Genomic DNA, 25,889 nt, shown 5'->3' on the forward strand with positions numbered 1-25,889 from the left:
TCAGGCGAGAAACGCTTGAGACCAGCGAATCTCTCTCCCTCCTAGTGTTTTCCAAGCAACACAATGTGGCGAAAATGCAACGACAAGTGCGGCCTTGTCAACATTCTCAGGTCGGGCGGGAGCTGCGATAGACCGAAACGCCAAGCTCGCGGATCTTTTTGCGCAGCGTATTGCGGTTGAGGCCGAGGAGATCGGCGGCCTTGATCTGGTTGCCACGCGTCGCCGTCAGGGCAGCGAGAATCAGCGGATATTCGAGTTCGCGCAGCACGCGGTCGTAAAGGCCTGGAGGAGGCAGGCCGTCGCCGAAGCTGGCAAAATAATCCCGCATATTCTCCTCTACCGCCTGCGAAATGCTCAGCGTGCCGGTGCGGACCGCCATCTTGTCGAGCGGGCTGTCAGGAACATCCGACTGCAATTCCTGCTCGATGATCTCGCGAGTGATGACTTCCTGCGGATAAAGCGCCATCAGCCGGCGGATAAGGTTTTCCAGCTCGCGCACGTTGCCCGGCCAGGCATAGGCCTTCATGACCTCAAGGGCTTCGCTCTCGAAACGCTTGCCTTCCAGGCCTTCCTTCTCGCCTGTCTGGATGAAATGACGCACCAGATCGGGAATATCCTCGGCGCGGTCACGCAGCGGCGGCAGGCGCAGCGGCACGACATTCAGGCGATAATAAAGGTCTTCGCGGAAGAGGCCCTGATTGATCGACTGTTTCAAATCCTTGTTGGTGGCGGCAACGATGCGCACATCGGTGCGGATCGGCGTGCGACCACCCACCGTCGTATATTCGCCCTGTTGCAGCACACGCAGCAGGCGCGTCTGGGCATCCATGGGCATATCGCCGATTTCATCGAGGAACAGCGTGCCACCCTCGGCCTGTTCGAAACGGCCAGTCGAGCGGTTCTGCGCGCCGGTGAAGGCGCCCTTCTCATGGCCGAACAGTTCCGATTCGATGAGATCGCGCGGGATCGCTGCCATATTGATGGCGACGAAGGGACCGTTGCGGCGCTTGCCATAATCATGCAGCGCCCGCGCCACCAGTTCCTTACCCGTCCCGGACTCACCCGTGATCATCAGCGTCAGGTCAGTCTGCATCAGGCGGGCGAGAACACGGTAGATTTCCTGCATCGCTGCCGAGCGGCCAACCAGCGGCATGCCGTCCTGCATGTCGTCATCGAGCTTCGCCGGCTTGCGCTTGGGCTCAGAAAGCGCGCGGCCGATGATGGCAATCAGCTCCGTCAGATCGAATGGCTTGGGCAGATAATCATAAGCGCCCTTTTCCGAGGCCTTGATGGCGGTCATGAAAGTGTTCTGGGCGCTCATGACCAGAACCGGCAGGTCCGGCCGGGCCTTCTTGATGCGTGGCAGAAGATCAAAGGCGTTTTCGTCCGGCATCACGACATCGGTCACGACAAGATCGCCCTCACCTGCCGAAACCCAGCGCCATAGCGTTGCGGCATTGGAAGTGATGCGCACATCGTAACCGGCGCGGCTGAGCGCCTGGTTCAGAACCGTGCGGATCGCGGCATCATCATCGGCGACGAGGATCGTAGCTGTCATGGGTCATTTCCTGTCGTGTTCGGCAAAGAGCTGTCGTCGAGCGCCATTTCCGGCGAGACGGGCAACAATACGCGGAAAGTCGTGCGGTGGTTCTGGCTGTCACATTCAACGATGCCGCCATGCGCGCCGATCAGCTTGGCAACAAGTGCCAGCCCAAGGCCCGAACCATTCGTCTTGGTGGTAATGAAAGGATCGAAAAGATGCGGCAAAAGATCGGCCGGGACGCCCGGACCATTATCATGCACGCAGAATTCGAGCGGCAGCGAGATGCGCTCACGGCTGCCGGCGACTGAAAGGCGCATGCCGGGACGGTAAGCGGTGGTCAGCAATATCTCGCCATCCGGCTGGTTGCCCACGGCTTCCGCCGCATTCTTCACCAGATTGAGAAACACCTGCACAAGCTGGTCGCGATTGGCATAGACAGGCGGCAGCGAAGGGTCATAATTTTCGGAAATCTTGATGTTGCGGGCAAAGCCGGCCTTGGCGATGGCCTTCACATGATCGAGCACTGAATGGATGTTGACCGGCACGCGGTCCACCGGCCGCTCATCGGAAAATACCTCCATGCGATCGACCAGCGAGACGATGCGGTCGGTCTCGTCGCAGATCAGCCGCGTCAGCGCCCGGTCCTCGTCGGCAACCGAGGTCTCCAACAGCTGGGCGGCGCCGCGAATACCGGAAAGCGGATTCTTGATCTCATGCGCCAGCATCGAGGCGAGCCCGGTGACGGAACGAGCCGCGGCGCGATGGGTCAATTGCCGATCGATCTTGTCGGCCATCGATCGCTCCTGAAAGACGACGACGACCGATCCCGGCTCGCTGACGACAGGTGCGACGTAAAGGTCGACCAACTTGTCCTGTCCGAGACGCGGCGAACTCAGGTCAACGCGATATTCATTGACCGGCGCACGACGTTCCCGCACCTGATCGATCAGCGCCAGAAGCGGGCTGCCAAAGGGAATGAAAGTGGAGACGCGGTAGCGGGCAAGATGGGAGGCGCTCGCCCCGAAAAAGGCTTCGGCTTCCCAATTGGCGAAGGCGATAAAACCATCGGCATCCACCAGGATGACGGGGTTCTGCACCGCGTTCAGAACCGCCATGGCGAGCGGGTTTGCATCTGCCGGGCTGTGTTTGTCGGCGCTCATGCGGCCTTCCTTGCGGCTTCTTCGCCCGCATTTTCGCAAAGGGCGGAGCGCAGCAGATCCGCCACTTCCGCCGTCTCACGCGATGTCATGATTTTAGCCTTGTCGGGCGCGGTAAACTCAGGCGCAAAACGGTCGAGATACCAACCCAGATGTTTGCGGGCATGCCGCAGACCGGCTTCCCTTCCGTAAAATTCCAGCATCATCTCGTAATGCTCGACGGCGATATCAGCGATTTCGGCGCGTTGCGGCGCGGCGTGTCCGGCCAGTACCGCCGGCAGCCAGGGCTGGCCCTGCGCACCGCGACCGACCATGACGGCATCCGCACCGGAACGATGGAGAATTTCCCGCGCATCATCAGCGGTCTCGACATCGCCATTGGCGATCAGCGGCACTGAAATCACCTCCCGCACTGCGCGGATGGCATCCCAGTCCGCATGCCCCTCATAAAACTGCATGCGGGTGCGGCCGTGAATGGTGATGAGCTGAACCCCTGCCGCTTCGGCGCGGCGGGCAATCTCAGGCGCGTTGATGGTGTTTTCGTCCCAGCCGAGCCGCATCTTCAGCGTGACGGGCACATCGACCGCGCCAACCGTCGCCTCGATAAGCGAGAGCGCATGATCGGGATCGCGCATCAGCGCCGAGCCGGAATAACCGCCCGTCACCTTCTTGGCCGGGCAACCCATGTTGATATCGATGATGCCGGCGCCGTTATCCGCGGCAATCCTGGCGGCTTCCGCCATGAAATGCGCCTCGCGCCCGGCAAGCTGCACCATATGCGGAACCATGCCGGCATTTTTCAGCCGCGCCCAGGATTCACCCCTGTTGGCGACGAGTTCGCGGCTGGCGACCATTTCCGTCACGACCAGACCCGCGCCAAAACGCCAGGCAAGCTGTCGGAACGGCAGATCCGTCACGCCAGACATGGGCGCCAGCACCGCACGATTACGGATCGTTACTGAGCCGATGCTGAACGGTTCTGACAATTCCGGAAGGGACAACTGATGATCTTTCATGCAGAAGGGTTATTTGCATTATTTTTAGACAGTGTTTGCGCAGTTGCCAAGCACTTTTAGAAGGTTGCACCTTTTATTTGCGGGGCGGCTGCCTGCCTGTTTTGCGGTCGGTGGCAATTTGTGCAGGTTGCGACGCGCAATGACAGACGATCCTGCGGCGTGCAGGATGAATGCGCGTCTTATCGGGCTGGCCATCCCGGTTTTGAAACGCTAGAGCAGGACTGTCAACCGCTAAGGGTTGCGCGCAAAGCATATGACCAATGCAGGAAAGTACTATGAAACTCGGCATCGTCATCGTCGCCGCCGGACGCGGTGAAAGGGCAGGCTCCCCCGAGGAGGGGCCAAAACAATATCGCCCGATCGGCGGCAAGGCCGTGATCGAGCATACATTGTCGACCTTTCTTGACTGGGCCGGCACCTGCCCGATCGTGATCGTCAGCCATGCCGACGATGCCGCACTGCTGTCACCGATCCTTGAGCGGGTTGATGCCGGCGAGCGGATCATCACTGTGACCGGCGGCGGAACGCGCCAGCAATCGGTGCTGGCCGGGCTTGAGGTGCTTTCCTCGCACGATCTGAGCCATGTTATGATCCATGATGCGGTGCGGCCTTTCGTCGCCGCCGAGATGCTGGAGCGTATCGTGACGCTGCACCAGGAAGGTGCTGTCGGCGTTCTGCCCGCCCTGCCCGTCACCGATACGCTGAAGCGCGGGTCAGATGATCGTGTCGTGGAAACGGTTTCCCGGCAGGGACTTTATGCGGCGCAGACGCCGCAGAGCTTCGCCTTCAACGATATTCTCGCCGCACACCGCGCCGCTGCCGCTTCGGGAAAGACCGATTTTACCGACGATGCGTCGATTGCCGAATGGGCGGGACTGCCGGTGACGCTGACCGAAGGTTCGGTCGACAATGTCAAACTCACTCTCAAGCGGGATATCACCATGGCCGATGAAAAGCTCTCTCACGCATTGCCCGACGTGCGCACCGGCAATGGCTACGACGTGCATCAGCTGGAGGCCGGCGATGGCGTGACGCTTTGCGGCGTGTTCATTGAACACGACCAGAGACTCAAAGGCCATTCGGATGCCGATGTGGCGCTGCATGCGTTGACGGACGCGCTGCTCGCCACCTGTGGTGCGGGCGATATCGGCGATCACTTCCCACCATCCGATCCGCAATGGAAGGGTGCAGCCTCACGCATCTTCCTCGAACATGCGGCCAAGGTGGTGCGCGACAATGGCGGCACGATCATGAATGCCGATGTCTCACTGATCGCCGAAGCGCCGCGCATCGGCCCGCACCGCCAGGCCATGCGCGAAGCGCTCTCGGACATGCTCGGGATTGCGCTGGAGCGCTGCTCGGTGAAGGCGACAACCAATGAAACCATCGGCTTTGTCGGCCGCCGGGAAGGCATTGCGGCCATCGCCACCGCCACCGTCGTTTACAGGGGCAGACCACTATGAGCCTTTTTCCCGGTGACATAGAAGAACTGGCGCAGCGGATCATTACCGATTTCACCGCCCGTGGCTTCATGGTCTCGACCGCCGAAAGCTGCACGGGCGGCCTGATCGCCGGTTCGCTGACCGAAATTGCCGGCTCTTCCGCCGTCGTTGATCGCGGTTTCGTCACCTATACGAACCAGGCCAAGATGGACATGCTGGGGGTTGGCACTGGCACGCTCGCCACATTCGGCGCGGTATCCCGGCAGACGGCGCTGCAGATGGCGCATGGCGCACTGTTCCGCTCGGGTGCGGATTTTGCCGTGGCCGTGACCGGCATTGCCGGCCCTGGAGGCGGTTCCCCCGACAAACCCGTTGGCCTGGTGCATCTGGCCGCCAAGGCACGCAGCGGCAAAATCCTGCATCATGAAATGCGTTACGGCGAGATCGGCCGCACCGAAATCCGGCTGGCAACCGTCAGAACCGCACTTGAGATGCTTGTCGCCCTCAATCAGGCCGGGTCGGCGTAAATCTTGTCAGCGCGGGTCTCGAAGGCTTCGGCGAACATGCGGAAGGCCCGATCAAACATCGACCCCATGACGGCGCCGAGCAACCGGCTCTTGAATTCATAATCGATGAAGAAATGAATGGCCGAGCCACCATCTTTCGATTCTTCGAAACGCCAGCGATTGTCGAGATATTTAAACGGCCCATCAATATATTTTACATCGATGGCGCGCTCGGCCGGGTTCAGCAGCACCTGCGTGGTGAAGGTCTCGCGAATGGCCTTGTAGCCCACCGTCATATCTGCCACCAGCAGCACCTTGCCATCCCGCTCCTTGCGCGAGCGAACGGTTAGCCCTTCGCAAAGGGGCAGAAACTGCGGATATTTCTCCACATCGGCGACAAGGTCGTACATGCGGTCGGGTGAGTGTTTGACGTGGCGATGCGTTTCGAACTGGGGCATAAGCGGCAGTTAATCGCCGATAACAAGAAGATCAAGAAGGCGGCGAAACTGTTTTCGGCTTTTCAGCTGGAATACCGGCACATCCTGACCATAAAGAGCGAAATTCTGCTCGAAAATCGGAGTATGGCGGCGCTCGAAGTTCCAGATATAACGCAGGAAATCGGCGTCTATCCTTTCAGGACATCCCTCCGCCATTTCCGGCCGTGCCTTGCCATAACCCTTGATCGCCCGGCTGACGGCGCCCCACAGGCAGAGCCAGCGCGGCATTCTCACCCAGAGCACGATGTGAGAGCGCGGCATGCGCATATCAAACGACGACGGATTGCTGCCATCCATCAACCAGCGCTCCTCCATAACCATGGCGGCTATCCTCTGCCGCTGCTCTTCGCGCGGGCGCAACTGCCAGCCGGGCAGCCAGAAAATTTCGCGATCCATGGAGATATAACGAAGCCCGAATTTGCGCGCGAGTTTCTGCGAGAGCGTCGACTTGCCGCCCCCGGAGCAACCAACGACCATGATGCGCTGCGCCCGAACGATGATTGCAGCCGCGTCTTCCACTGTCTCGAGATAGTTCGGCATCCTATGCCCTCGTCATGACCGGAAAATTGCCTGACGCACGGACACCCGCATTCAAGCGATATTGTCGTTGCGCATGGCAGTTACGGAAAATTGACTATTGCAACCCCCTCATAGGGATTGCTATTTATTTGCCACTAATATTACACCCACTGGATGCAAACGCGCCGGGCGCTCCCGTTTTTCCCACGCGTATTCATCTTTGGGTTCAGACCCGACACATAACCGCTTTGAGCCACTGAGTGAGCCGATGGACGATTTTTCCAACATCATCAACCTTCTCGAATCCGCCAAGCAACTCGCATCGATGAACGGCATGCCCGTGCTTGCCTACCTTATCGACGTTGCAAAATGCGAGGCGAGAGAGAACAAGCCGGTTCTGCGCAAGCGCAAACGCGGCGAATCGACCGCCAAGGAAGACTGTTAATTGCCGTTTCGTATGGCCCACCGATAAAGCCGGCTGGCCCAACCTTCAAGACAATGTCATAATCAGACAATGAAACTGGCCGCTTTTTTCGAGGCGGCCATTTCTTTGCACAATGGAAACGACAGCGTCATGACAGTCGCATCGGCAGATATCAGAACCTACCGGCAGGAAAGACCTAGGGAACGGCACGGTTTCGTGCAGATCGTTCTTCCAGTCTCCGGCTGCCTGCGGATCGATGTGGGCGGACGGCAGGACGAACTGTCGACCGGACGCGGCGTCTTCATCCACCGTGATGCACCGCATACGCAGGAAGCGACGGCGATAAACCATTCGCTGGTGGTGGATATCGATGAAAGTGCCGTTTCCGAACAGACGCTGGAGAGATTTGCCCGCGTGCCGTTTCTCGATATTGCGCCCGATACACGGCAATTGATCGCCTATATGCGCGGCCTCATCAAAACCGACGGCCGGCGCGACGATATCGCCGGTCTCTGGGCGCCGCTGCTGGTGGACAGCCTCGCGCCTGAAAAAGCCGATATTCGCCAGCGCCTGCGCAAACTCAGCGCAGTTGTCGGAGCGGAGCCGTTCTTTCCCTGGACGATCGACATGCTGGCGGCCTGCGTGACGATCAGCGACAGCCGCCTGCACGCGCTGTTTCTCGAAGAATTCGGTCTCCCACCTCACCGCTGGCTTGCCGGATTGCGGATGGACAAGGTTTGCACGCTCCTCAGCCAATCCAGCCTGCCGATTGCCGAAATCGCGCTCAGGGCCGGTTTTTCCGACCAGACGGCGCTGACCCGCGCCATGCGCAATGCGGTGGGTGAAACGCCGGCATCCTATCGCCGGAACCGCGGCATTCATTAGATTTGAGCTTTCAGGAGGTTGTCAGCTCATAGCGGATCGAGGTGGGCGTGGTTTACCCCCCTCTGCCCTGCCGGGCATCTCCCCCACAAGGAGGGAGATCGGCAAGACGTACTCCCGCCGCCTCATTCTCGAACGTCAAGATGGGCGAGACGTTGCCACAGATCGATCTCCCCCTTGTGGGGGAGATGCCCGGCAGGGCAGAGGGGGGTAAACCACACGCGCCCTCCGCCCACTATAAACAGACAACCCTCTGCCCCCCAATCAGAGCGGCGGATAAATCCTCAGGAGTTTTTGTCAAGACAGCCGCAAAGGCCTGTGGCACATCGCAGGCAAATGTGAATGTGGATGTGACATGACATGAACAACAAAACGGGTCTCGGTGTTTTTTACGGCGTGCTGGCAGGCGCACTCTGGGGTGGCATATTTCTCGCTCCGAAACTCGTGCCTGATTTTTCGGCCCTGCAATTATCGACGGCGCGTTATCTCACCTATGGGCTGATTTCCCTCATCATCATCGGGCCGCGCCTGAAACGGGTATCGGCGCATTTCGGCGCGCGGGAATGGTTTGCGCTCGGCTGGCTGAGCATGATCGGCAATATCGCCTATTATGTCTTCATATCAACGGCGGTGAAGCTGAGCGGCGTTGCTTTCACTTCGATCATCATCGGCTTCCTGCCCGTCGCCGTTACCATTATCGGCAGTCGCGATCATGGCGCGGTGTCGCTGAAGCGGCTGTGGCCATCGCTTGCCTTCGGCGCAATCGGCATTATCGGCATTTCCTGGCAGTCGCTGACGGAAAACGATGCGGGGCTGGATGTGTCCCGCGTCATCGGGCTTGCCTGTGCGCTCGGGGCACTGGCCTCATGGACGGCCTTTGCTGTCGGCAATGCCCGCTGGCTTTCGCGTCTTCACGATGTCAGCGCCGATGACTGGAACATGATGACCGGTGTCGTGACCGGCGGGCTTGCGCTGCTGCTCGCCATTCCGGCCTTCGGCTTTGGCGGAGAAAGCCACGATACGGGAGACTGGCTGCATTTCGCCGCCATCGCCGCTGGCCTCGGTTTCACCGCCTCCATTCTCGGAAATGCATTCTGGAACCGCATGAGCCGCATGCTGCCACTCACCCTGGTGGGGCAGATGATCCTGTTCGAGACGCTGTTTGCGCTGCTTTACGGGTTTTTATGGGAAGGACGCGGGCCGACCATTGTCGAGATCGTGGCGATCTGTTCGGTGGTGTTGAGCGTCGTGCTGTGCATGCGGGCGCATAGGCCAGAGAAGGTTGTGGTGTAAGCGAGGCAAGCTAAACCAGGCAGCCAAGTTTCCTGACGAGCGCGCGCCACTCGACGTCGTCCTCGGGCTTGACCCGAGGATCCACCTTTTCGGTCGCCAATGGATCCTCGCCTCAAGGGCGAGGATGACGAGGGAGAGAGATTGCGCCCCTTTTGGGCCTACCGCTGCTTACTCCGCAGCCGCCAGCAGCTTCTTCTCGCGGGCTGCGCGCAGGCGCTCGAAATCGTCGCCGGCATGATGCGACGACCGCGTCAGCGGGCTGGAGGAGACCATCAGGAAGCCCTTGGTATAGGCAACGGTTTCGTAGGACTTGAACTCTTCCGGCGTCACGAAGGCCTCGACCTTGTGGTGCTTGCGGGTCGGCTGCAGGTACTGGCCGATGGTCAGGAAGTCCACGTCGGCGCTGCGCAGATCGTCCATCAGCTGCAGCACTTCGTTACGCTCTTCACCGAGGCCAACCATGATGCCCGACTTGGTGAACATGGTGGGGTCCAGTTCCTTGACGCGCTGCAGGAGGCGCACGGAATGGAAGTAGCGCGCACCGGGGCGGACCGTCAAATAATTGCCCGGAACGGTTTCCATATTGTGATTGAAGACATCGGGCTTGGCGGCCACGACACGCTCCAGCGCACCGGGCTTCTTCAGGAAGTCGGGTGTGAGGATTTCGATGGTCGTGTTTGGAGACGCAGCACGGATCGCCCAGATGACCTTTTCGAAATGTTCAGCACCGCCGTCGGCGAGATCGTCACGGTCTACCGAGGTGATGACGACGTGCGAAAGGCCCATCTGCTTGACGGCCTTGGCGACATTCTCAGGCTCGTCCATGTCAAGCGCGTTGGGCTTGCCGGTCGCGACGTTGCAGAAGGCGCAGGCGCGGGTGCAGATTTCACCCATGATCATGAAGGTCGCGTGTTTCTTGTCCCAGCATTCGCCGATATTCGGACAGCCGGCTTCCTCGCACACCGTTACCAGCTTGTGGCTGCGCACCAGTTCGCGCGTCTCGTGATAGCCCTTGGAGGTCGGCGCCTTGACGCGGATCCATTCCGGCTTGCGCATGACCTCGGTATCGGGCCGATGCGCCTTTTCCGGATGGCGGATACGCTTTTCGTCGGACGACGTTCTGTCGAGAATAGTGACCATTTAAAACCTGCTTCCATCGCCTGTGGCGATCTAAACACCTGTTGGCCGGATGCTTTAGAACAATTCCAGAAAAAGCGTAAGCCCCTTCCGGTCACGAAGCGTTTTCAGCGCCGTACCAGCTTTGCCAGGAACAACAAAAGGCTGGCACCGAGGAAAGACGTGACGAAATAACCGAGCCTGCTGTCCTGCACGAAGACATCAAGAGTGCGAAGGACGGCGACGGCGACAACCGAGCCGACAATGCCGAGAATGATGTTCATGAAGATGCCGAAGCGCATGTCCATGAGCTTGCCCGCAAGCCAGCCGGCGAGACCGCCGATGATGATTGCTGCAATCCAGCCTACACTTTCCATTCCCACGCTCCCTGAAGAACAGTTCCCTTGAGGAACCGGCGTTGAGACATATGGGACACCCGGCAAGGTTAGACAATGCCGGGCATCACGCGGCACTTATGCGTTCAGCACACGCCCATAGGCGTCGAGCACGCTTTCCTTCATCGATTCCGAAATGGTCGGATGCGGGAAGATCGTGTGCATCAAATCTTCCTCGGTCGTCTCGAGATTCATGGCGACGACGAAGCCCTGAATGAGTTCAGTGACTTCCGCACCCACCATATGCGCGCCAAGCAGCTCACCGGTCTTCTTGTCGAAGATGGTCTTGACCATGCCCTGGTCCTCGCCAAGCGCAACGGCCTTGCCGTTTGCCGCAAAGGAGAAGCGGCCGACGCGGATGTCACGGCCCTGTTCCTTGGCCTTGGCTTCGGTGAGGCCGACAGAGGCGACCTGTGGGTTGCAATAGGTGCAGCCGGGGATCTTGAGCTTGTCCATCGGGTGGACATTCGGCAGACCGGCAATCTTTTCGACGCAGATGACGGCCTCATGTTCGGCCTTGTGGGCGAGCAGCGGCGGGCCGGCGACATCGCCGATGGCGTAGATGCCAGGCACGTTGGTCTTGCCGTAACCGTCGATGACGATGAAGCCGCGATCGGTCTTCACGCCAACGGCCTCAAGGCCGATGCCTTCGACATTCGCCACGACGCCAACGGCGGAAATCATCCGGTCGGCGGTGATCTTCTCGGAAGAACCGTCCTTCTTCTCCAGCGTCGCAGTGACAGAGTTTGCAGCCTTCTCGACCTTGGAAACCTTGGTTTCCAGATGAATCTTGATACCCTGCTTTTCCAGCTGCTTCTTGGCGAAGGCGGAGATTTCCGCATCTTCGACCGGCATGACCTGGCTCATGATTTCGACGACGGTGACGTCAACGCCCATGGTGCGGTAGAAGCTGGCGAATTCGATGCCGATGGCGCCCGAACCCATGACGAGCAGCGACTTCGGCAGCTCTTCCGGCTTCATCGCCTCGAAATAAGTCCAGATCAGCTTGCCATCCGGCTCGATGCCGGGCAGCGCGCGCGGGCGGGCGCCTGTGGCGACGATGATGTGCTTGGCAGTGTAAGTGCCCTCGCCCTGCGTGTTCTTCGGAACCGGACCCTGCGGCTGAACCACCGGCTTGGTGGACTTGCCAACGACGATTTCACCCGGCTTGGTGATCTTGGCTTCACCCCAGATGATATCGACCTTGTTCTTCTTGAACAGGAAACCGACGCCATTGTTCATGCGAGCGGCGATGCCGCGCGAGCGGGCGACGATTGCCTTCACGTCCGGCTTGATCGAACCTTCCAGCGTCAGGCCATAATCCTTGGCGTGGGTGGCGGTGTGCATGACATCGGCGGTACGCAGCAGAGCCTTGGTGGGAATGCAGCCCCAGTTGGAGCAGATGCCGGCAAGGTGCTCGCGCTCGACAACGGCGACCTTCATGCCGAGCTGGGCGGCGCGGATCGCGGCAATATAACCGCCCGGTCCCGAACCGATGATGATGACGTCATAAGATTGAGCCATTGGAAATCCTGCCTTGTCTTAATTCGGATGACGGCACGCCGTTCCGAAACGGAATTATTGTCAAAGTCCGAGCATCATACGGACGACGGGCTCCAGCCCACGGCCGATGGCCCGCGTGTTTTCAGCATCGAGATGAACGCCATCCACCGGCGTCGTGCGGGCAACCGACCCGGCATCGAAAAAGCCGCAATCGAGTTCGTCGGCAAGGTCCCTGTAGACGGAAGCCAGCATCGCCGATTCATCGATAGCATCGCGAAAGATCGCGCCCATGAACGGATTGGCCGTTTCGCATAATTGCGGCGGCGCGACGATCAGAACGTCAGGCGCTTCCCAGTCCGGCACCTGCCAGACGTGGTTGCGCGTGAGTTTCACCAGCCGCTCCACACCCTTCATGGCGACAATGGCCGAACCATGGATCGCCGGCTTCAGGTCGTTGGTGCCGAGCATGATGATGACGAGATCAAGCGGCGCATGGCTGTGCAGCAGCGTCGGCAGTAATCTCGCGCCATTGCGGTCGCAATCGGCGGTGTGGTCGTCATAGGCGGTGGTACGGCCACCCAGACCTTCATGGATCACATGCACCTCAGGCCCGAGCGCCTTTTGCAGGACGCTCGGCCAAAGATCGTCATGGCTGTGCCGGCCACCCGTTTCCGCATTTGATCCCCAGGTCAGGGAATCGCCAAAGCAGAGGACCGACTTCACCATGTTACTCTCCGATCAAACCAGCATGCCCATCGGGTTTTCGATGTAGCGCTTGAAGGCGCCGATCAGCTCGGCTCCGAGCGCGCCATCGACGCAGCGGTGGTCGGTGGAAAGCGTGACCGTCATGACGTTGGCGATCTTGATCTCGCCGTTCTTCACGACTGCCCGCTGTTCGCCCGCGCCGACCGCCAGAATGGTGGCATGCGGCGGGTTGATAACGGCAGAGAAGCTCTTGACGCCCATCATGCCCATATTGGACACGGCGGTCGTGCCGCCCTGATACTCCTCGGGCTTCAGCTTGCGCTCTTTCGCGCGCTTGCCGTAGTCCTTCATCTCGTTGGAGATGGTGGAGAGCGACTTTTCTTCCGCCTTGCGGATGATCGGCGTGATCAGGCCACCCGGAATGGAAACGGCAACGCCGACATCCGAATGCTTGTGCTTGACCATGGCGCTTTCCGTCCAGGAGACGTTGGCGTCAGGTACATCACGCAGCGAAAGAGCCAGCGCCTTGATGACCATGTCGTTGACCGACAGCTTGTAGGCGGGCTTGCCGTCCTTTTCGGGGGCAGCCGCGTTAAGCTGGGCGCGGAGCGCCAGAAGCGTATCCAGTTCGCAATCCACGGAGACGTAGAAGTGCGGAACCGTCTGCTTGGATTCGACCAGACGCTTGGCGATGACCTTGCGCATGCCGTCATGCGGCACAAGCTCGTAGGAGCCCTGTTCGAACAGCTTGAGAACCGCTTCGTCCGACTGACCCTTGGCAAGGGCCGGAGCCCGTGTGCCTGCGGATGCCGCGGCGGCCGGAGCAGCCTTTGCACCGCCGGAAGCGGCAGCCTTTTCCACGTCGGTCTTGATGATGCGGCCATGCGGGCCGGAACCGGAGACGGCCGAGAGGTCGAGACCGGCTTCCTTGGCGAGACGGCGAGCAAGCGGCGAAGCAAAGATACGCTCACCGGACTTTGCAACCGGCGCCGGCGTGGAGGACGCGGGCGCCTGATCGGCGGCCGGCTTTTCAGCCTTGGCAGGTACTGCTTCTTCCTTCGGCGCTTCGGCCTTAACGGCTTCCTGCTTCGGTGCTTCGGCCTTTGCTTCCGCCTTGGCAGGAGCGGCATCGCCGCCCTTTGCCGCCTCGGCCACGTCCTCGCCTTCGGCGGCGAGGATGGCGATCAGGGCGTTGACCTTGACGGCTTCGGTGCCGGCCGGAACAACCAGCTTGGCAACCGTGCCTTCGTCCACGGCTTCCACTTCCATGGTCGCCTTGTCGGTCTCGATCTCGGCGATCACGTCACCGGGTGCGACCTTGTCGCCTTCCTTGACCAGCCACTTGGCCAGATTGCCCTCTTCCATGGTGGGAGAAAGGGCAGGCATGGTGATGTTGATAGGCATGACTAGGCCTCCCCCCAAACGAGATTAAAATCTTCCAGGTCTTCAGGATGTTCCATGAGCCAATCCACCTGTGACGGTGTAATCTCGATGTATCCGGCAACGTCGACGAGCCATTCGCCGACTGCACCGATAACGCCGATATCCTCACGCGGAACACCGGCGACAACATCGCCATCACCGTCGTTGACGACGGCCCAGAAGATTACCCGCTCGAACAAAGGCGCGTCTTTGGTACCTAAAACACGGTACCAATTTTCGGTTGCCGGGAGGATTTGTTTTATGACACTCAAAATCATCTCCCCTTATTTGTAGCAGACGGTTTTGACGGCCTGAACAACTTCATCGACGTTGGGCAGAGCCAGCTTTTCGAGGTTTGCCGCGTAAGGCATCGGAACGTCCTTGCCGGCAATCGTCAGGATTGGCGCATCGAGATAATCGAAAGCGGCGCGCATGACCTGGTTGGCAATGAAGTCACCGACCGATGACTGCGGGAAGCCTTCTTCCACCGTGACCAGACGGCCGGTCTTCTTGACCGATTCGATGACCGTGGGCAGATCCATCGGACGGATGGTGCGCAGGTCGATCAGTTCGACATCGATGCCGAGCTTTTCGAGTTCCGCAACCGCCTTGATCGCATAGGTCATGCCGATGCCGAAGGAAACGATGGTCGCATCCTTGCCCTTGCGGTGAATGCGCGCCTTGCCGATCGGCAGCACGAAATCATCGAGCTTCGGCACTTCGAAGCTCTGACCGTAGAGAATTTCATTTTCCAGGAAAATGACCGGGTTCGGATCGCGGATAGCTGCTTTCAGCAGGCCCTTGGCGTCGGCTGCCGTGTAGGGCATGACGACCTTGAGGCCCGGAATATGGCTGTACCATGCGGCGTAACATTGCGAATGCTGCGCGCCAACGCGGGCAGCAGCACCGGACGGACCACGGAACACCATCGGCGCGCCCATCTGGCCACCCGACATATAAAGCGTCTTGGCCGCCGAGTTGACGATCTGGTCGATCGCCTGCATGGCGAAGTTGAAGGTCATGAATTCGACGATGGGTCGCAGGCCCGTCATCGCAGCGCCGACGCCGATACCGGCAAAACCATGCTCGGTGATCGGGGTGTCGATGACGCGGCGCTCACCGAATTCCTGCAGCAGGCCCTGGGTGATCTTGTAGGCGCCCTGATATTCGGCGACTTCTTCACCCATGACGAAAACCTTTTCGTCGGCGCGCATCTCTTCGGCCATGGCGTCGCGCAGTGCTTCACGCACCGTCGTCATCACCATTTCCGTACCTTCCGGGATATCCGGATCGGCTGCGACATCGATCTTCGGGGCTGCCGGAACCTTGGCGGCTTCCTTGGCAGCGCTCGGCTCTTCAGCAGCTTCCCGGGTCTTGCCGCCGGCGGCATCAGAACCGGAATTTGCGGCTTCAGCCTTCGGCTCTTCCTTCTTGGCGGAAGAAGAGATGTCGTCGGCGCTTTCGCCTTCCTGAAGGAGTACGGCAATCGCCGTGTTGACCTTGACGCCTTCGGTGCCGGCATCAATCAGCAACTTGCCGATGATACCTTCATCCACGGCTTCCACTTCCATGGTCGCCTTGTCGGTCTCGATTTCGGCAATCACGTCGCCTGATGTGACCTTGTCGCCTTCCTTTTTAAGCCATTTGGAAAGCGTGCCTTCCTCCATGGTCGGGGAAAGGGCGGGCATAAGAATTTCTACTGGCATGGGGTTCCCTTTCCCGATCAGAGCAGAATGTCGGTGTAAAGCTCGGACGCATCCGGCTCTGGGTCGTTCTGGGCAAAGTCGGCGCTGTCGGCGACGATATCACGGACATCCTTGTCGATGGCCTTGAGTTCGTCTTCGCTTGCCCAGCCCTGCTCCAGAAGCCGTGCCTTGACCTGCTCGATCGGGTCGTGTTCGGAGCGCATCTTCTGCACTTCGTCCTTGGAACGGTATTTCGCCGGGTCGGACATGGAGTGACCACGGTAACGGTAGGTCAGCATTTCAAGAATGATCGGCCCCTTGCCGGAGCGGCAATATTCCAGTGCCTGGTCGGCGGCGGCCTTGACGGCGCGCACATCCATGCCATCCACCTGGATGCCGGGAATGCCGAAAGACTGGCCGCGCAGCGAATAATTCGACTGTGCGGTGGCGCGGGCGGTCGAGGTGCCCATCGCATAACGGTTGTTTTCAACGATATAGATGATCGGCAGTTTCCAGAGAGCAGCCATGTTGAAGCTCTCATAGACCTGGCCCTGGTTGGCAGCGCCATCACCGAAGTAGGTCACGGAAACATTGTCGTTGCCACGATAACGGTTGGCGAAGGCAAGACCGGTTCCAAGCGAAACCTGTGCGCCGACGATGCCGTGGCCGCCATAGAAATGTTTCTCCTTGGAGAACATGTGCATGGAGCCGCCCTTGCCCTTCGACAGGCCGCCCTTGCGGCCGGTCAGCTCGGCCATGACGCCACGGGCGCTCATGCCGAGAGCCAGCATGTGGCCATGGTCACGATAGGCGGTGATGACCTGATCACCTTCCTTCTGCGACATCTGCATGCCGACCACGACGGCCTCCTGGCCAATGTAGAGGTGACAGAAACCACCGATGAAGCCCATGCCATAGAGCTGGCCGGCCTTTTCCTCGAAACGGCGGATGAGCAGCATTTCACGATAGGCGTGAAGTTCGTCTTCCTTCGAGAAGTCCGGGCTGTTCTTGCCGGTGAATTCGGTTGCAGCCTTTGCCGTGGTCTTGCGGCCGGATACGGTCGCTGGTTTTCGCGGCGCCATTCATCCCTCCCTGAGTTGCCGTTTGAATGGATAGATTGGCGCGTACCATATGCAAGAAAATGCCATGCAGCAATGCTTTAAACGCATGGCACATATTCACGCTAAGATGCTGTGAATAAATCACAAATGTTAAATTAACCAGATTTCGGTTAATCAGAAATATGTGTTCATGATGACAATTTCGTCCGTGCGGGACATATTCAGCTGGTAACGGGAAATTTCATCAATCATGTCCCGCTCCAGCGAGCCGTCGCTCAGCAATTCCACCTGCCGCTCCAGCGCTACACGCGCCTGCGTCAGCTTTGCAAGCTCCGCTGTTCTGGCAATACGCTGCCGCTCCAGCCGCTCCGTTGCCTGAAGGCCGAAGTCGCCATGGATGGAATGATAGCCGAAATAGGAAAGAAAAGCGATCGTGATGGCCGGAACGATCAAACGGCCGAATCGTCTCTTTTTATGATGTCTGGTCCACATGCCGCAGAGAAGCCTTAAAACGCATAACCTTTGAGTCTCGAGACTAAGCCGGATTGTTTAACTATCCGTTGACCTTAAATTGCGATTGGCAATTGGGCATGAAAAAAGCCCGCCGGAGGGCGGGCTAAGAACGGCAGCGACGTCAAAAGAACCCTCGTCATGCCGGATTTGATCCGGCATCCAGCCACAGCGCGTCTGCGCTGTGGGGAGAGTCTTTCGCGATCAAGGACTTGATCGCGCTAGACCCCGGATCAGGTCCGGGTAACTGAATGCGGATGCTACCGCTCGCCTCTGAATGAGCCCGCCAAGGCGGCGGGCCGCATCACAAACCAATACTGCCGGAATTAACCGCGCAGGATCGAACGGCCGGCGTAGGCAGCCTGCGGACCCAGCATTTCTTCGATGCGGATCAGCTGGTTGTACTTTGCGAGCCGGTCGGAACGGGCAAGCGAGCCGGTCTTGATCTGACCGCAGTTCGTCGCAACAGCGAGATCGGCGATGGTGGAATCTTCCGTCTCGCCCGAACGGTGCGACATGACGGCGGTGTAACCAGCCTTGTGTGCGGTCTCAACTGCATCGAGCGTCTCGGAGAGCGAGCCGATCTGGTTGACCTTGACGAGGATGGAGTTTGCGACACCCATCTTGATACCATCGCGAAGGCGGGCGGAGTTGGTGACGAAGAGGTCGTCGCCGACCAGCTGGCACTTGTTGCCGATGAGATCGGTCAGAGCCTTCCAGCCGTCCCAGTCGTCTTCCGCCATGCCGTCTTCGACGGAGATGATCGGATACTTGGCAACGAGTTCAGCCAGATATTCGGCCTGCTCGATCGGCGAACGGGTCTTGCCTTCGCCTTCATAAACGTAGTTGCCGTTCTTGAAGAATTCGGTCGCAGCACAGTCAAGACCGATGAACATGTCGTCGCCCGGACGGTAGCCAGCCTTTTCGATCGACTTCATGATGAAATCGAGTGCTGCCGGCGCGCTTTCGAGACCCGGTGCAAAACCGCCCTCATCGCCGACATTGGTGTTGTGGCCCTGTGCGGACAGTTCTTTTTTGAGCGTATGGAACACTTCCGAGCCCATGCGCACGGCTTCACGGATGTTCTCCGCGCCAACCGGCAGGATCATGAATTCCTGGAAATCGATCGGGTTGTCGGCATGCGCGCCGCCATTGATGATGTTCATCATCGGAACCGGCAGCAGATGCGCGTTCGGGCCACCGACATAACGGTAAAGCGGCAGGCCGGAGGCTTCGGCTGCAGCCTTGGCGACAGCGAGCGACACACCGAGGATGGCGTTGGCGCCGATGCGCGACTTGTTCGGCGTACCGTCAAGCGCGATCATCATCTGGTCGATCTGGATCTGGTTTTCAGCGTCGAAACCGCCGATGGCGTCGAAGATTTCCGTATTGACGGCTTCAACCGCCTTTTCCACGCCCTTGCCGAGATAACGCTTGCCGCCATCGCGCAGCTCAACCGCTTCATGCGCGCCGGTCGAGGCGCCGGAGGGAACGGCCGCACGGCCCATGGAGCCGTCTTCGAGGTAAACATCGACTTCAACAGTCGGGTTGCCGCGGCTGTCGAGAATTTCGCGCGCGATGATATCGGTAATGGCAGTCATGGTCTCTCCCTTGGGAATGGAACAGATATTTTCCGTCGCCTGTCTTAGACGATGACGAAGAAATTACAATGACGGCGGGCGGCAGAAACGGAGCGCCCGCCATTTAAAATCGATTGGCACAAACGAAACGCACGGCCTCAGGCTTTGGTGATCGCGTCAAAGGCCAGAAGCTTTTCCAGCAGTTTCGGCATGTCCTTCAGGTGCACCATGTTGGGGCCGTCAGACGGTGCATTGTCCGGGTCCTCATGAGTCTCGATGAAGAGGCCGGCGACACCGACCGCCACGGCCGCGCGCGAAAGCGTCTCGACGAATTCGCGCTGGCCGCCGGTGGAACCGCCCTGCCCGCCCGGCTGCTGCACCGAATGGGTGGCGTCGAAGACAACAGGCGCGCCGAGCGAAGCCATGATCGGCAGCGAGCGCATGTCGGAGACCAGCGTGTTGTAACCGAAGGACGCGCCGCGCTCGCACAGGAGCACATTCGGGTTGCCGCTTTCGTTGAGCTTGGCCAGCACGTTTTTCATGTCCCAGGGCGCCAGAAACTGGCCCTTCTTGACGTTGATGACGCGGCCGGTCCTGGCGGCGGCGACGAGAAGATCGGTCTGGCGGCTGAGGAAGGCAGGAATCTGCAACACATCCACCACTTCGGATACGATAGTGCATTGTTCCTCGGTGTGAATGTCAGTCAGAACAGGAAAACCGTATTCCTTCTTCAGATCGGTAAAAACCTGCATCGCGCTGTCAAGGCCGATGCCGCGCTTGCCGGAAAGCGACGTGCGGTTCGCCTTGTCGAAGGAGGATTTATAAACGAGGCCGATGCCCAGGCTGTCGCAAAGTTCCTTCAGCACGCCGGCAATCATGAAGGCATGTTCGCGGCTTTCCATCTGGCAGGGGCCGGCAATCAGCGAAAAACGCTCGGTATTGGAAAAGGAGACCTTGCTGGCGCCATCGCCGGCGGTGACTTTGAGATTGTTCGTAACGCTCATCATTTTTCCTCGAAGGCGAAGGCAACGCCCTGACCGGGTGCTGCGGGCACCACCAGCCGGCCAGCCGCTTCTGTGCTGGACACGCCATTAGCAGCAAGTACCGCTTCTGTCACGGCAAGATCGCGAACGGAAAAGACGATGCCTGCGCCGCGCAATCCACCGCCGCCCTCTTCGGGAATATTAAAGGCATGTCCGCCGAAGACCGGCTTTTGCGTCAGTCTTATGCGGGCATTGCCGGTTGCGAAAAGCACATCACCATCCGGGGACATTTTGCCATCACAGCCGAAAACAGTTTCGATTAGCCGCACCGCATTCGCATCACCACCGGAAAACAGGACGATCTCGCTGAGACCGGAAACGCCGTTAGCATGGCGCTCCAGCACTGAGCGGTCGCCCGGCAGGGCCTGCAGCCGCTGGCAACTGAACAGAAAGAAATCCTCCGCGGAACCGCCTGCTGCAAAAGCCAGCCGGAAGGCCGCCTCGCTCTGCGAACCATCCGGCATTTTGACCGGCCGCGAAAATTCAAAGCCATTCCCGGCCGAGAGGCCCGCGGCTACGAATCGGTCGTGATCGCCACGAGCGTCCTGTGTCGCAGCGACCAGAGCGGAAAATCCCTCGCCTGCAACCTGTTTCCGGAAGGCCTGGTCCCGCCCGGTGAACACATCTCCGCGATCAATCGATGCATTATAGTTAGCCGGGTTAGCGATTGCGAGAGGCTCCAGATACGTTCCATCGGCGAAAAAAACGCAGGCATTCTGCGTGCCGAAGGGGTGAAGAGCCGCAGGCGCTACCGTAAATCCCAGGTTTCCAAGGCGATTTGCCGCAATGTCGATGTGCTCGACAGGCAATACGAGATGGTCGATGTGGTATGGTTTCGTCATTTCCCTGCTTCCTCCTGTCGCATGCGGCATGGCCATGCCGGAACAGTCCGGACGGCAGAAAAGCACAATTTCGTGCTTTCAGGCAAATTATCAAAACAACAGATAGCAGCTTCACGAAATTTTAGGGGATTGCGGAACACATATGGAACATATAGTGTTCGTTCTGTATTTGTTTCGCGACCTCCACTACGATTCTCAAGGGTGTTTTCCTCATGCTCACGCGCAAACAGCAGGAATTGCTTCTCTTCATTCATGAACGAATGAAAGAGTCCGGCGTGCCGCCCTCCTTCGATGAAATGAAGGACGCACTCGATCTTGCTTCCAAATCCGGCATCCACCGGCTGATAACCGCCCTCGAAGAGCGCGGCTTTATTCGCCGGCTACCTAACAGGGCACGGGCGCTGGAAGTCATCAAGCTACCGGAGGCCTATGCGCCTGGTGCGAGGCCGCAGCGCGGCTTTTCGCCAAGCGTCATCGAAGGCAGCCTCGGCAAACCGAAGGCACCGGAACCCGCACCTGCGCCCAAGGCGCCCGCCAACGATCTCGGTGGTGCTGCCACGGTGCCGGTCATGGGCCGCATCGCCGCCGGCGTGCCGATTTCCGCCATCCAGAACAACACCCATGATGTTGCCGTACCGGTGGACATGCTGGGTTCGGGTGAACATTACGCGCTCGAAGTTAAGGGCGATTCGATGATCGAGGCGGGGATTTTCGACGGCGATACCGTCATCATCCGCAACAGCAATACCGCCAATCCGGGCGATATCGTCGTGGCACTGGTGGATGACGAGGAAGCGACGCTGAAGCGGTTCCGCCGCAAGGGCGCTTCCATCGCGCTGGAAGCCGCCAACCCCGCTTATGAAACCCGTATCTTCGGGCCTGACCGGGTAAAAATTCAAGGCAAGCTGGTCGGGCTTATACGCCGTTACCATTGATCTGAATTGGCCGTCATTCTCTCGAGACAGGTGTCGTCATGCGGCGGCGCCTGTCGAAGATAACGGCAATTTCTTAGTTCGACTGACCATGTGAGTCTCGGGCACTCCTATTCTTCCCGCAGACGGATACATCTCGTCTGGTAAAGATCAGTTCCAGTTTCATATGGATATCTTTGTCGCGCACTCCTCACCGGCCTGTTATCACCAATGCGTCGTACGCCGTGGACTTCTGATCGCGTGAGGTCGTTGACGCTTGCGGGATGCGGCCGGCCTGACGCTGCCACCGAATGGTGACACTCGATGCAAAGCCCCTGCCATTCATCAACGCGATTTATGAGTGCCATGGATTATTTTCGATATTCCATCATGCCCCGACAGGTATAGAAATGCGCGTCATATCCGGGAGATAAGCCATGTACGATCTTTACATCGCCAACAAGAACTACTCTTCATGGTCACTGCGGCCGTGGGTGTTGATGCGCACTCTGGGTATCGCCTTTGATGAAAAACTTGTTCCGTTTGGCGAAGGTGTCGCCTTTTCCAGCTTCTCGCCGACCGGCAAAGTGCCTTGCCTTGTCGATGATGGCGTGACGATATGGGAAACGCTGTCGATCGCCGAATATCTCGCAGAACGGCACCAGGGCGTCTGGGCAGGCGACAAGCAGGCGCGGGCATGGTCGCGTTCGGCGGCGAGTGAAATGCATGCCGGCTTTTCCTCGCTGCGCAATCTTTATCCGATGTCGGTCGGTATTCGGGTCAAGCCGAAGGGTGGCGATGCCGGGCTTGCGGCAGACATAAAGCGCATCGATGCGCTATGGAGCGAAGGTCTGACAAAATTCGGCGGTCCTTATCTTGCCGGTCAGAAATTCACGGCGGTCGATGCTTTCTTCTGCCCTGTCGCGTTCCGTTTCCAGACCTATGGCGCTGATCTTTCACCTGCGGCAAAAGCCTATTGCGACCGGCTGCTGGCCCTGCCCGCCATGCGTGAATGGTATGAAGCCGGTTTGAATGAGATCTGGCGCGATGCGGCGCATGAGGAGGAAATCGGCGGCATTGGTGAAATGACTGCCGATCTGCGTGTGAAGGTCTGAATATCCATGCTGGCGACGTTCATTGCGGTGTCGCCAGCAACTGCCTGACTGGTTCCGGCACCTCGTATTCGAAACGGTCGGTTTTCCAGTTGTAATAGCGGTGCTCGCTCCATGGCCTGTCCGCCCCGGCAATCGCCGCGCGCAGCCGTCCGACGACCGCAGGCTGATCGCTGTCGGCAAAGTTTATTTCCACCGAACCAATGCGCCGCAATATATCCCGGTTGAGCAGAAGCGCACCTGAGCGGCATTGTGAAAACGAGGTCCTGCGGGAAACGACGACAATATCGGCGATGTCGCAGGCTTTTCCGGCAAACCGGCCGTCTTCCAGAACGACGATCCACTCCCCGCTCCCGGCGCGCGCCACGCACCATATGCCTTTGCTGCAGGTGAAGACGCCGGGTTCCGCATCTTTCAGCGCTGCCGTCATCTGCCGTGTCACCGCCCTCGTCTCCTCCGGCGTAAGTTTTGATTTTGTGGTCAATCCTACACTGGTTATTGCGGCCTCCGCTTTGAGATTGACCGGTGGAACGGGCTGTTCCGGCAACAGGAGTGCTCTTTGCCACTGGCCGTATACGAAGTCCTGCGGTCGCGTTTTTGTCGTATAGGCTTTGCCGTCGTCCAGCAGCGCCACCAGTTCCCCCTCCTCGTGAATGAGCAGATCCGGGCCATCGCGATAGGCCGTGGCCGCCGACAGGCCGAAGGCGGAAACAAGAAGCGGAATACCAAGCAATGCAAGCCGGCTGCGCAGCAAGGTGAGCAGCAGGAAACCGGCGGAGCCGAGACCAATGAACCACTCATGCGGCCGCCCCGTTGCTGCACTGCCGCCCCAGGACGCCACTTCATTGGCGACTTCGATGACAAGCGCCATGCCATAACCCATGATCTTCAGGAACGGCCCGTCGAGCCCGAACGGCATCAGCAGCATGGCGAGCAGGCCAAAGGGCATGACGATCAGCGACATCAGCGGCATGGCAGCCAGATTGGCGAAAAGTCCATAGGTGGTGACACGATGGAAATGCTCGGCCGAATAGATCGCCGTCGAAACTCCGCCAATCAGCGACGTGGTAATGACCCCGCCAATGATGGTTCCTGCCATTTGCGCCGCCGTCATCCATACCGGTCTGCGTCCGATCAACAGTCGCTCGTGATCGCCGCGCCGGCGGCCCCACCAGGCATAGGTGGATACGAGCGCGATGGTCGCGGCAAACGACATCTGGAAACTCGGCCCCATGATTTCCGAAGGCGAAAAGACAAGGATGATGAGAGCCGAAATAGCGACATTCCGGAGACTGAGCGACGGCTGATCGAAAAGAACCGCGATCAGCATCACCGACATCATCAGCCAGGCGCGCTCGGCGGAGACGGCGAAACCGGAAATCAGGTAATAGGCGAGCGTCATCAAGAGTGCCGCGAAAGCCGAAATCTTCTTGACGGGCCAGCGCTGCGCAAAAGCGGGAAACAAGCTGAAGGTCAGCCTCAGCCCCACAAAAAAAATGCCTGCGGCAAGTGCCATGTTCAGCCCGGATATGGCAACGATATGGGCAAGGCCGGAAAGCCTCAATGCCTCCATCGTATCGGCCGAGATCGCCTGTCTCTCATCAGTGACGATGGACGCGGCGAAGGCTCCGGCGTCACCGCCAATGACATAGCGGATGCGCTCTGCAATGGCGCTGCGCAGGCCATAAAGCCGCATATCCGCCCATTCCAGCCAGCCCGTTTCGACTTTGATGTCGCCCCTTGGTGATATGAGTGCCTGCGGCGGTTTGTAGAAAAATCCGGTCGCACCAATACCTTTGAAATAGGAAGCGAAGGCGAAGTCATTCAGACCCGGCAAAGCAGGGCCGGAAGGCGGCGACAGTCGGGCCTTGCCTTGAATGGTCGCGCCAAGTGCAACGGGGTCACCTCCGCCACGGGACATCAGCGAGATTCTCGCCGGCGGACGCGACAATGCTGGCGCTTCGGTCGCAGCCAGCTGAATGACATATCGCCAGGAACCGCGCGCATCCACTTCCCGGCGCACCACCGTGCCGGTGATGGTGGTTGTAACCGGGGTATCCAGTACCACGGTTCCCGCCCGCCGGGTTTCAACATCCGCCAGAAGCATGCCCAGCAGAAGAAAAGCGGCAGCGCTGCAGGTCGCCGCCGACAGGCCGTTATTATATCGGCTAAACAGCGCCAGACCGGCAGCAAGCAGGAACATGATGGCGAGAGCAGGCAAGGACGGCGTGACATCAAGGGAAAACCACAGGATCGCGCCGCAGCCGATAAAGACGGGAACGAAAAGGAAATCATGGCCGAATGCGCGTTCCTCGGCGACACAGCCGGCAACTTTTTCGGTGATGACAGCCTTGAGATTGCGCCTGACAACACGGGTGGGCAGATCATAAGCCACAAGATCGCCGGCACGGTGAACGGGAAACAGGATTTCATGCGCGCCGGGCAACTCACCCTGCAACGTTTCGGCATATCCGAGATGCTTTTTTTCCCCTTGACCAAGCAATCCGCGCCGCGCCCCTGCCGCACCGGAAACAGGTTTGCAGGGCGGCGGGAAGGATTGCAATCCTTTCCTTTAACCGCGCGTTGACCGAGATTGAATTGCCATGGCCGATAATGCCGCAAGCAACGTAATTGCGTTTGCCGCAATGCACAATTTGACCTTCGAATAGCTTGGCATCGGCGCAAGGATCATATAGCTAATCGGTAGACGCTTAACCGCGAGGCG

At 59.2% G+C, this 25,889-nt stretch carries 25 protein-coding genes; 7 read left to right on the forward strand and 18 right to left on the reverse strand.

Annotated features, from left to right (window positions below):
- Positions 1–106: 106 nt before the first annotated feature.
- Genes ntrC through dusB form a run of 3 tightly spaced genes read right to left on the reverse strand, consistent with a single transcriptional unit; the run spans position 107 to position 3,716 of the window.
- Positions 107–1,558, reverse strand: a complete 1,452-nt coding sequence (gene ntrC, locus M0412_RS05715; RefSeq protein ID WP_046800205.1) for a nitrogen regulation protein NR(I) — start codon at positions 1,556–1,558, stop codon at positions 107–109.
- Positions 1,555–2,703, reverse strand: a complete 1,149-nt coding sequence (locus M0412_RS05720; RefSeq protein WP_269699541.1) for a nitrogen regulation protein NR(II) — start codon at positions 2,701–2,703, stop codon at positions 1,555–1,557. The genes ntrC and M0412_RS05720 overlap by 4 nt, the downstream gene beginning before the upstream one ends.
- Complete coding sequence (dusB, locus tag M0412_RS05725) at positions 2,700–3,716, reverse strand: tRNA dihydrouridine synthase DusB (RefSeq protein WP_269699540.1); 1,017 nt, start codon at positions 3,714–3,716, stop codon at positions 2,700–2,702. The genes M0412_RS05720 and dusB overlap by 4 nt, the downstream gene beginning before the upstream one ends.
- A gap of 275 nt (positions 3,717–3,991) precedes the next feature.
- Here dusB and M0412_RS05730 point away from each other — a divergent pair, with 275 nt between their 5' ends.
- Both M0412_RS05730 and M0412_RS05735 read left to right on the forward strand, forming a co-directional pair.
- Entirely contained in the window at positions 3,992–5,179 is a 1,188-nt protein-coding gene (locus M0412_RS05730) for a bifunctional 2-C-methyl-D-erythritol 4-phosphate cytidylyltransferase/2-C-methyl-D-erythritol 2,4-cyclodiphosphate synthase (protein ID WP_269699539.1), read from the forward strand.
- Complete coding sequence (locus M0412_RS05735; protein ID WP_269699538.1) at positions 5,176–5,685, forward strand: CinA family protein; 510 nt, start codon at positions 5,176–5,178, stop codon at positions 5,683–5,685. Before M0412_RS05730 ends, M0412_RS05735 begins: the two co-directional genes overlap by 4 nt.
- On the opposite strand, the gene M0412_RS05740 is transcribed toward M0412_RS05735, so the two are convergent.
- Together M0412_RS05740 and M0412_RS05745 are read right to left on the reverse strand one after the other, a co-directional pair.
- Positions 5,667–6,122 carry a type II toxin-antitoxin system RatA family toxin gene (locus M0412_RS05740; protein WP_269699537.1) on the reverse strand — a complete coding sequence of 152 codons (456 nt, stop codon included), beginning with the start codon at positions 6,120–6,122 and terminating at the stop codon, positions 5,667–5,669. The genes M0412_RS05735 and M0412_RS05740 overlap by 19 nt on opposite strands.
- 9 nt (positions 6,123–6,131) lie before the next feature.
- A complete protein-coding gene (locus M0412_RS05745; RefSeq protein ID WP_269699536.1) occupies positions 6,132–6,701 on the reverse strand; it encodes an AAA family ATPase in 570 nt (189 codons plus the stop codon).
- A 247-nt stretch (positions 6,702–6,948) separates the two neighbouring features.
- Here M0412_RS05745 and M0412_RS05750 point away from each other — a divergent pair, with 247 nt between their 5' ends.
- The 3 genes from M0412_RS05750 (at position 6,949) to M0412_RS05760 (ending at position 9,279) form a co-directional block, all read left to right on the forward strand.
- The gene (locus M0412_RS05750) at positions 6,949–7,125 is read left to right on the forward strand and encodes a hypothetical protein (protein ID WP_003496171.1); all 177 of its coding nucleotides are present in this window, start codon (positions 6,949–6,951) and stop codon (positions 7,123–7,125) included.
- A gap of 129 nt (positions 7,126–7,254) precedes the next feature.
- Complete coding sequence (locus M0412_RS05755; RefSeq protein ID WP_269699535.1) at positions 7,255–7,989, forward strand: AraC family transcriptional regulator; 735 nt, start codon at positions 7,255–7,257, stop codon at positions 7,987–7,989.
- 357 nt (positions 7,990–8,346) lie between these two features.
- Entirely contained in the window at positions 8,347–9,279 is a 933-nt protein-coding gene (locus M0412_RS05760; RefSeq protein ID WP_269697841.1) for a DMT family transporter, read from the forward strand.
- Between the two features lie 168 nt (positions 9,280–9,447).
- Here M0412_RS05760 and lipA read toward each other — a convergent pair whose 3' ends face one another.
- From lipA to M0412_RS05820, 12 genes are all read right to left on the reverse strand, one after another.
- Positions 9,448–10,419 carry a lipoyl synthase gene (gene lipA / locus M0412_RS05765; RefSeq protein ID WP_142839703.1) on the reverse strand — a complete coding sequence of 324 codons (972 nt, stop codon included), beginning with the start codon at positions 10,417–10,419 and terminating at the stop codon, positions 9,448–9,450.
- A 104-nt stretch (positions 10,420–10,523) separates the two neighbouring features.
- On the reverse strand, positions 10,524–10,772 hold the full coding sequence (locus M0412_RS05770; protein ID WP_065115534.1) for a GlsB/YeaQ/YmgE family stress response membrane protein: 249 nt from the start codon (positions 10,770–10,772) through the stop codon (positions 10,524–10,526).
- 96 nt (positions 10,773–10,868) lie between these two features.
- Complete coding sequence (gene lpdA / locus M0412_RS05775; RefSeq protein ID WP_142839702.1) at positions 10,869–12,314, reverse strand: dihydrolipoyl dehydrogenase; 1,446 nt, start codon at positions 12,312–12,314, stop codon at positions 10,869–10,871.
- 60 nt (positions 12,315–12,374) lie between these two features.
- The gene (locus M0412_RS05780; RefSeq protein ID WP_269697848.1) at positions 12,375–13,019 is read right to left on the reverse strand and encodes an SGNH/GDSL hydrolase family protein; all 645 of its coding nucleotides are present in this window, start codon (positions 13,017–13,019) and stop codon (positions 12,375–12,377) included.
- 12 nt (positions 13,020–13,031) lie between these two features.
- Positions 13,032–14,402, reverse strand: a complete 1,371-nt coding sequence (locus tag M0412_RS05785; RefSeq protein WP_142839700.1) for a pyruvate dehydrogenase complex dihydrolipoamide acetyltransferase — start codon at positions 14,400–14,402, stop codon at positions 13,032–13,034.
- A gap of 2 nt (positions 14,403–14,404) precedes the next feature.
- Positions 14,405–14,692, reverse strand: coding sequence for a hypothetical protein (locus tag M0412_RS05790; RefSeq protein ID WP_161991186.1), 288 nt, complete (start codon positions 14,690–14,692; stop codon positions 14,405–14,407).
- A gap of 12 nt (positions 14,693–14,704) precedes the next feature.
- Positions 14,705–16,126 carry a pyruvate dehydrogenase complex E1 component subunit beta gene (locus M0412_RS05795; protein WP_142839699.1) on the reverse strand — a complete coding sequence of 474 codons (1,422 nt, stop codon included), beginning with the start codon at positions 16,124–16,126 and terminating at the stop codon, positions 14,705–14,707.
- Between the two features lie 17 nt (positions 16,127–16,143).
- Complete coding sequence (gene pdhA, locus M0412_RS05800; RefSeq protein ID WP_046800221.1) at positions 16,144–17,187, reverse strand: pyruvate dehydrogenase (acetyl-transferring) E1 component subunit alpha; 1,044 nt, start codon at positions 17,185–17,187, stop codon at positions 16,144–16,146.
- A gap of 153 nt (positions 17,188–17,340) precedes the next feature.
- Positions 17,341–17,658, reverse strand: a complete 318-nt coding sequence (locus M0412_RS05805) for a septum formation initiator family protein (RefSeq protein WP_003512872.1) — start codon at positions 17,656–17,658, stop codon at positions 17,341–17,343.
- Positions 17,659–18,002: 344 nt separating this feature from the next.
- Positions 18,003–19,277 (reverse strand): phosphopyruvate hydratase, encoded by a 1,275-nt coding sequence (gene eno / locus M0412_RS05810; protein ID WP_003512870.1) that lies wholly within the window; start codon positions 19,275–19,277, stop codon positions 18,003–18,005.
- A gap of 137 nt (positions 19,278–19,414) precedes the next feature.
- The gene (gene kdsA / locus M0412_RS05815; RefSeq protein ID WP_269697866.1) at positions 19,415–20,260 is read right to left on the reverse strand and encodes a 3-deoxy-8-phosphooctulonate synthase; all 846 of its coding nucleotides are present in this window, start codon (positions 20,258–20,260) and stop codon (positions 19,415–19,417) included.
- A complete protein-coding gene (locus M0412_RS05820; protein WP_269697867.1) occupies positions 20,260–21,141 on the reverse strand; it encodes a VOC family protein in 882 nt (293 codons plus the stop codon). Before M0412_RS05820 ends, kdsA begins: the two co-directional genes overlap by 1 nt.
- A 212-nt stretch (positions 21,142–21,353) precedes the next feature.
- Between M0412_RS05820 and lexA the strand changes: the two genes are divergently transcribed.
- Both lexA and M0412_RS05830 read left to right on the forward strand, forming a co-directional pair.
- A complete protein-coding gene (lexA, locus tag M0412_RS05825; protein ID WP_142839696.1) occupies positions 21,354–22,076 on the forward strand; it encodes a transcriptional repressor LexA in 723 nt (240 codons plus the stop codon).
- Positions 22,077–22,489: 413 nt separating this feature from the next.
- Positions 22,490–23,167: a glutathione S-transferase family protein gene (locus tag M0412_RS05830; protein WP_269697869.1), complete on the forward strand. Its 678-nt coding sequence runs from the start codon at positions 22,490–22,492 to the stop codon at positions 23,165–23,167.
- A gap of 19 nt (positions 23,168–23,186) precedes the next feature.
- On the opposite strand, the gene M0412_RS05835 is transcribed toward M0412_RS05830, so the two are convergent.
- Positions 23,187–25,622, reverse strand: coding sequence for a ComEC/Rec2 family competence protein (locus M0412_RS05835; RefSeq protein ID WP_269698818.1), 2,436 nt, complete (start codon positions 25,620–25,622; stop codon positions 23,187–23,189).
- Between the last annotated feature and the right edge of the window lie 267 nt (positions 25,623–25,889).

This window comes from Agrobacterium sp. O3.4 (genome assembly GCF_041414895.1).
Taxonomy (GTDB): domain Bacteria; phylum Pseudomonadota; class Alphaproteobacteria; order Rhizobiales; family Rhizobiaceae; genus Agrobacterium; species Agrobacterium cucumeris.

Excerpts from the sequence above, each read along its gene's own strand:
- M0412_RS05740 (WP_269699537.1), bottom strand. The coding sequence starts at position 6,122 with ATGCCCCAGTTCGAAACGCATCGCCACGTCAAACACTCACCCGACCGC.
- kdsA (WP_269697866.1), bottom strand. The coding sequence starts at position 20,260 with ATGAGCGTTACGAACAATCTCAAAGTCACCGCCGGCGATGGCGCCAGC.
- ntrC (WP_046800205.1), bottom strand. The coding sequence starts at position 1,558 with ATGACAGCTACGATCCTCGTCGCCGATGATGATGCCGCGATCCGCACG.
- eno (WP_003512870.1), bottom strand. The coding sequence starts at position 19,277 with ATGACTGCCATTACCGATATCATCGCGCGCGAAATTCTCGACAGCCGC.
- M0412_RS05820 (WP_269697867.1), bottom strand. The coding sequence starts at position 21,141 with ATGACGAAACCATACCACATCGACCATCTCGTATTGCCTGTCGAGCAC.
- lpdA (WP_142839702.1), bottom strand. The coding sequence starts at position 12,314 with ATGGCTCAATCTTATGACGTCATCATCATCGGTTCGGGACCGGGCGGT.
- lipA (WP_142839703.1), bottom strand. The coding sequence starts at position 10,419 with ATGGTCACTATTCTCGACAGAACGTCGTCCGACGAAAAGCGTATCCGC.
- dusB (WP_269699540.1), bottom strand. The coding sequence starts at position 3,716 with ATGAAAGATCATCAGTTGTCCCTTCCGGAATTGTCAGAACCGTTCAGC.
- M0412_RS05750 (WP_003496171.1), top strand. The coding sequence starts at position 6,949 with ATGGACGATTTTTCCAACATCATCAACCTTCTCGAATCCGCCAAGCAA.
- M0412_RS05770 (WP_065115534.1), bottom strand. The coding sequence starts at position 10,772 with ATGGAAAGTGTAGGCTGGATTGCAGCAATCATCATCGGCGGTCTCGCC.
- lexA (WP_142839696.1), top strand. The coding sequence starts at position 21,354 with ATGCTCACGCGCAAACAGCAGGAATTGCTTCTCTTCATTCATGAACGA.
- M0412_RS05795 (WP_142839699.1), bottom strand. The coding sequence starts at position 16,126 with ATGCCAGTAGAAATTCTTATGCCCGCCCTTTCCCCGACCATGGAGGAA.
- M0412_RS05805 (WP_003512872.1), bottom strand. The coding sequence starts at position 17,658 with ATGTGGACCAGACATCATAAAAAGAGACGATTCGGCCGTTTGATCGTT.
- M0412_RS05830 (WP_269697869.1), top strand. The coding sequence starts at position 22,490 with ATGTACGATCTTTACATCGCCAACAAGAACTACTCTTCATGGTCACTG.
- pdhA (WP_046800221.1), bottom strand. The coding sequence starts at position 17,187 with ATGGCGCCGCGAAAACCAGCGACCGTATCCGGCCGCAAGACCACGGCA.
- M0412_RS05755 (WP_269699535.1), top strand. The coding sequence starts at position 7,255 with ATGACAGTCGCATCGGCAGATATCAGAACCTACCGGCAGGAAAGACCT.
- M0412_RS05760 (WP_269697841.1), top strand. The coding sequence starts at position 8,347 with ATGAACAACAAAACGGGTCTCGGTGTTTTTTACGGCGTGCTGGCAGGC.
- M0412_RS05780 (WP_269697848.1), bottom strand. The coding sequence starts at position 13,019 with ATGGTGAAGTCGGTCCTCTGCTTTGGCGATTCCCTGACCTGGGGATCA.
- M0412_RS05735 (WP_269699538.1), top strand. The coding sequence starts at position 5,176 with ATGAGCCTTTTTCCCGGTGACATAGAAGAACTGGCGCAGCGGATCATT.
- M0412_RS05730 (WP_269699539.1), top strand. The coding sequence starts at position 3,992 with ATGAAACTCGGCATCGTCATCGTCGCCGCCGGACGCGGTGAAAGGGCA.
- M0412_RS05720 (WP_269699541.1), bottom strand. The coding sequence starts at position 2,703 with ATGAGCGCCGACAAACACAGCCCGGCAGATGCAAACCCGCTCGCCATG.
- M0412_RS05745 (WP_269699536.1), bottom strand. The coding sequence starts at position 6,701 with ATGCCGAACTATCTCGAGACAGTGGAAGACGCGGCTGCAATCATCGTT.
- M0412_RS05785 (WP_142839700.1), bottom strand. The coding sequence starts at position 14,402 with ATGCCTATCAACATCACCATGCCTGCCCTTTCTCCCACCATGGAAGAG.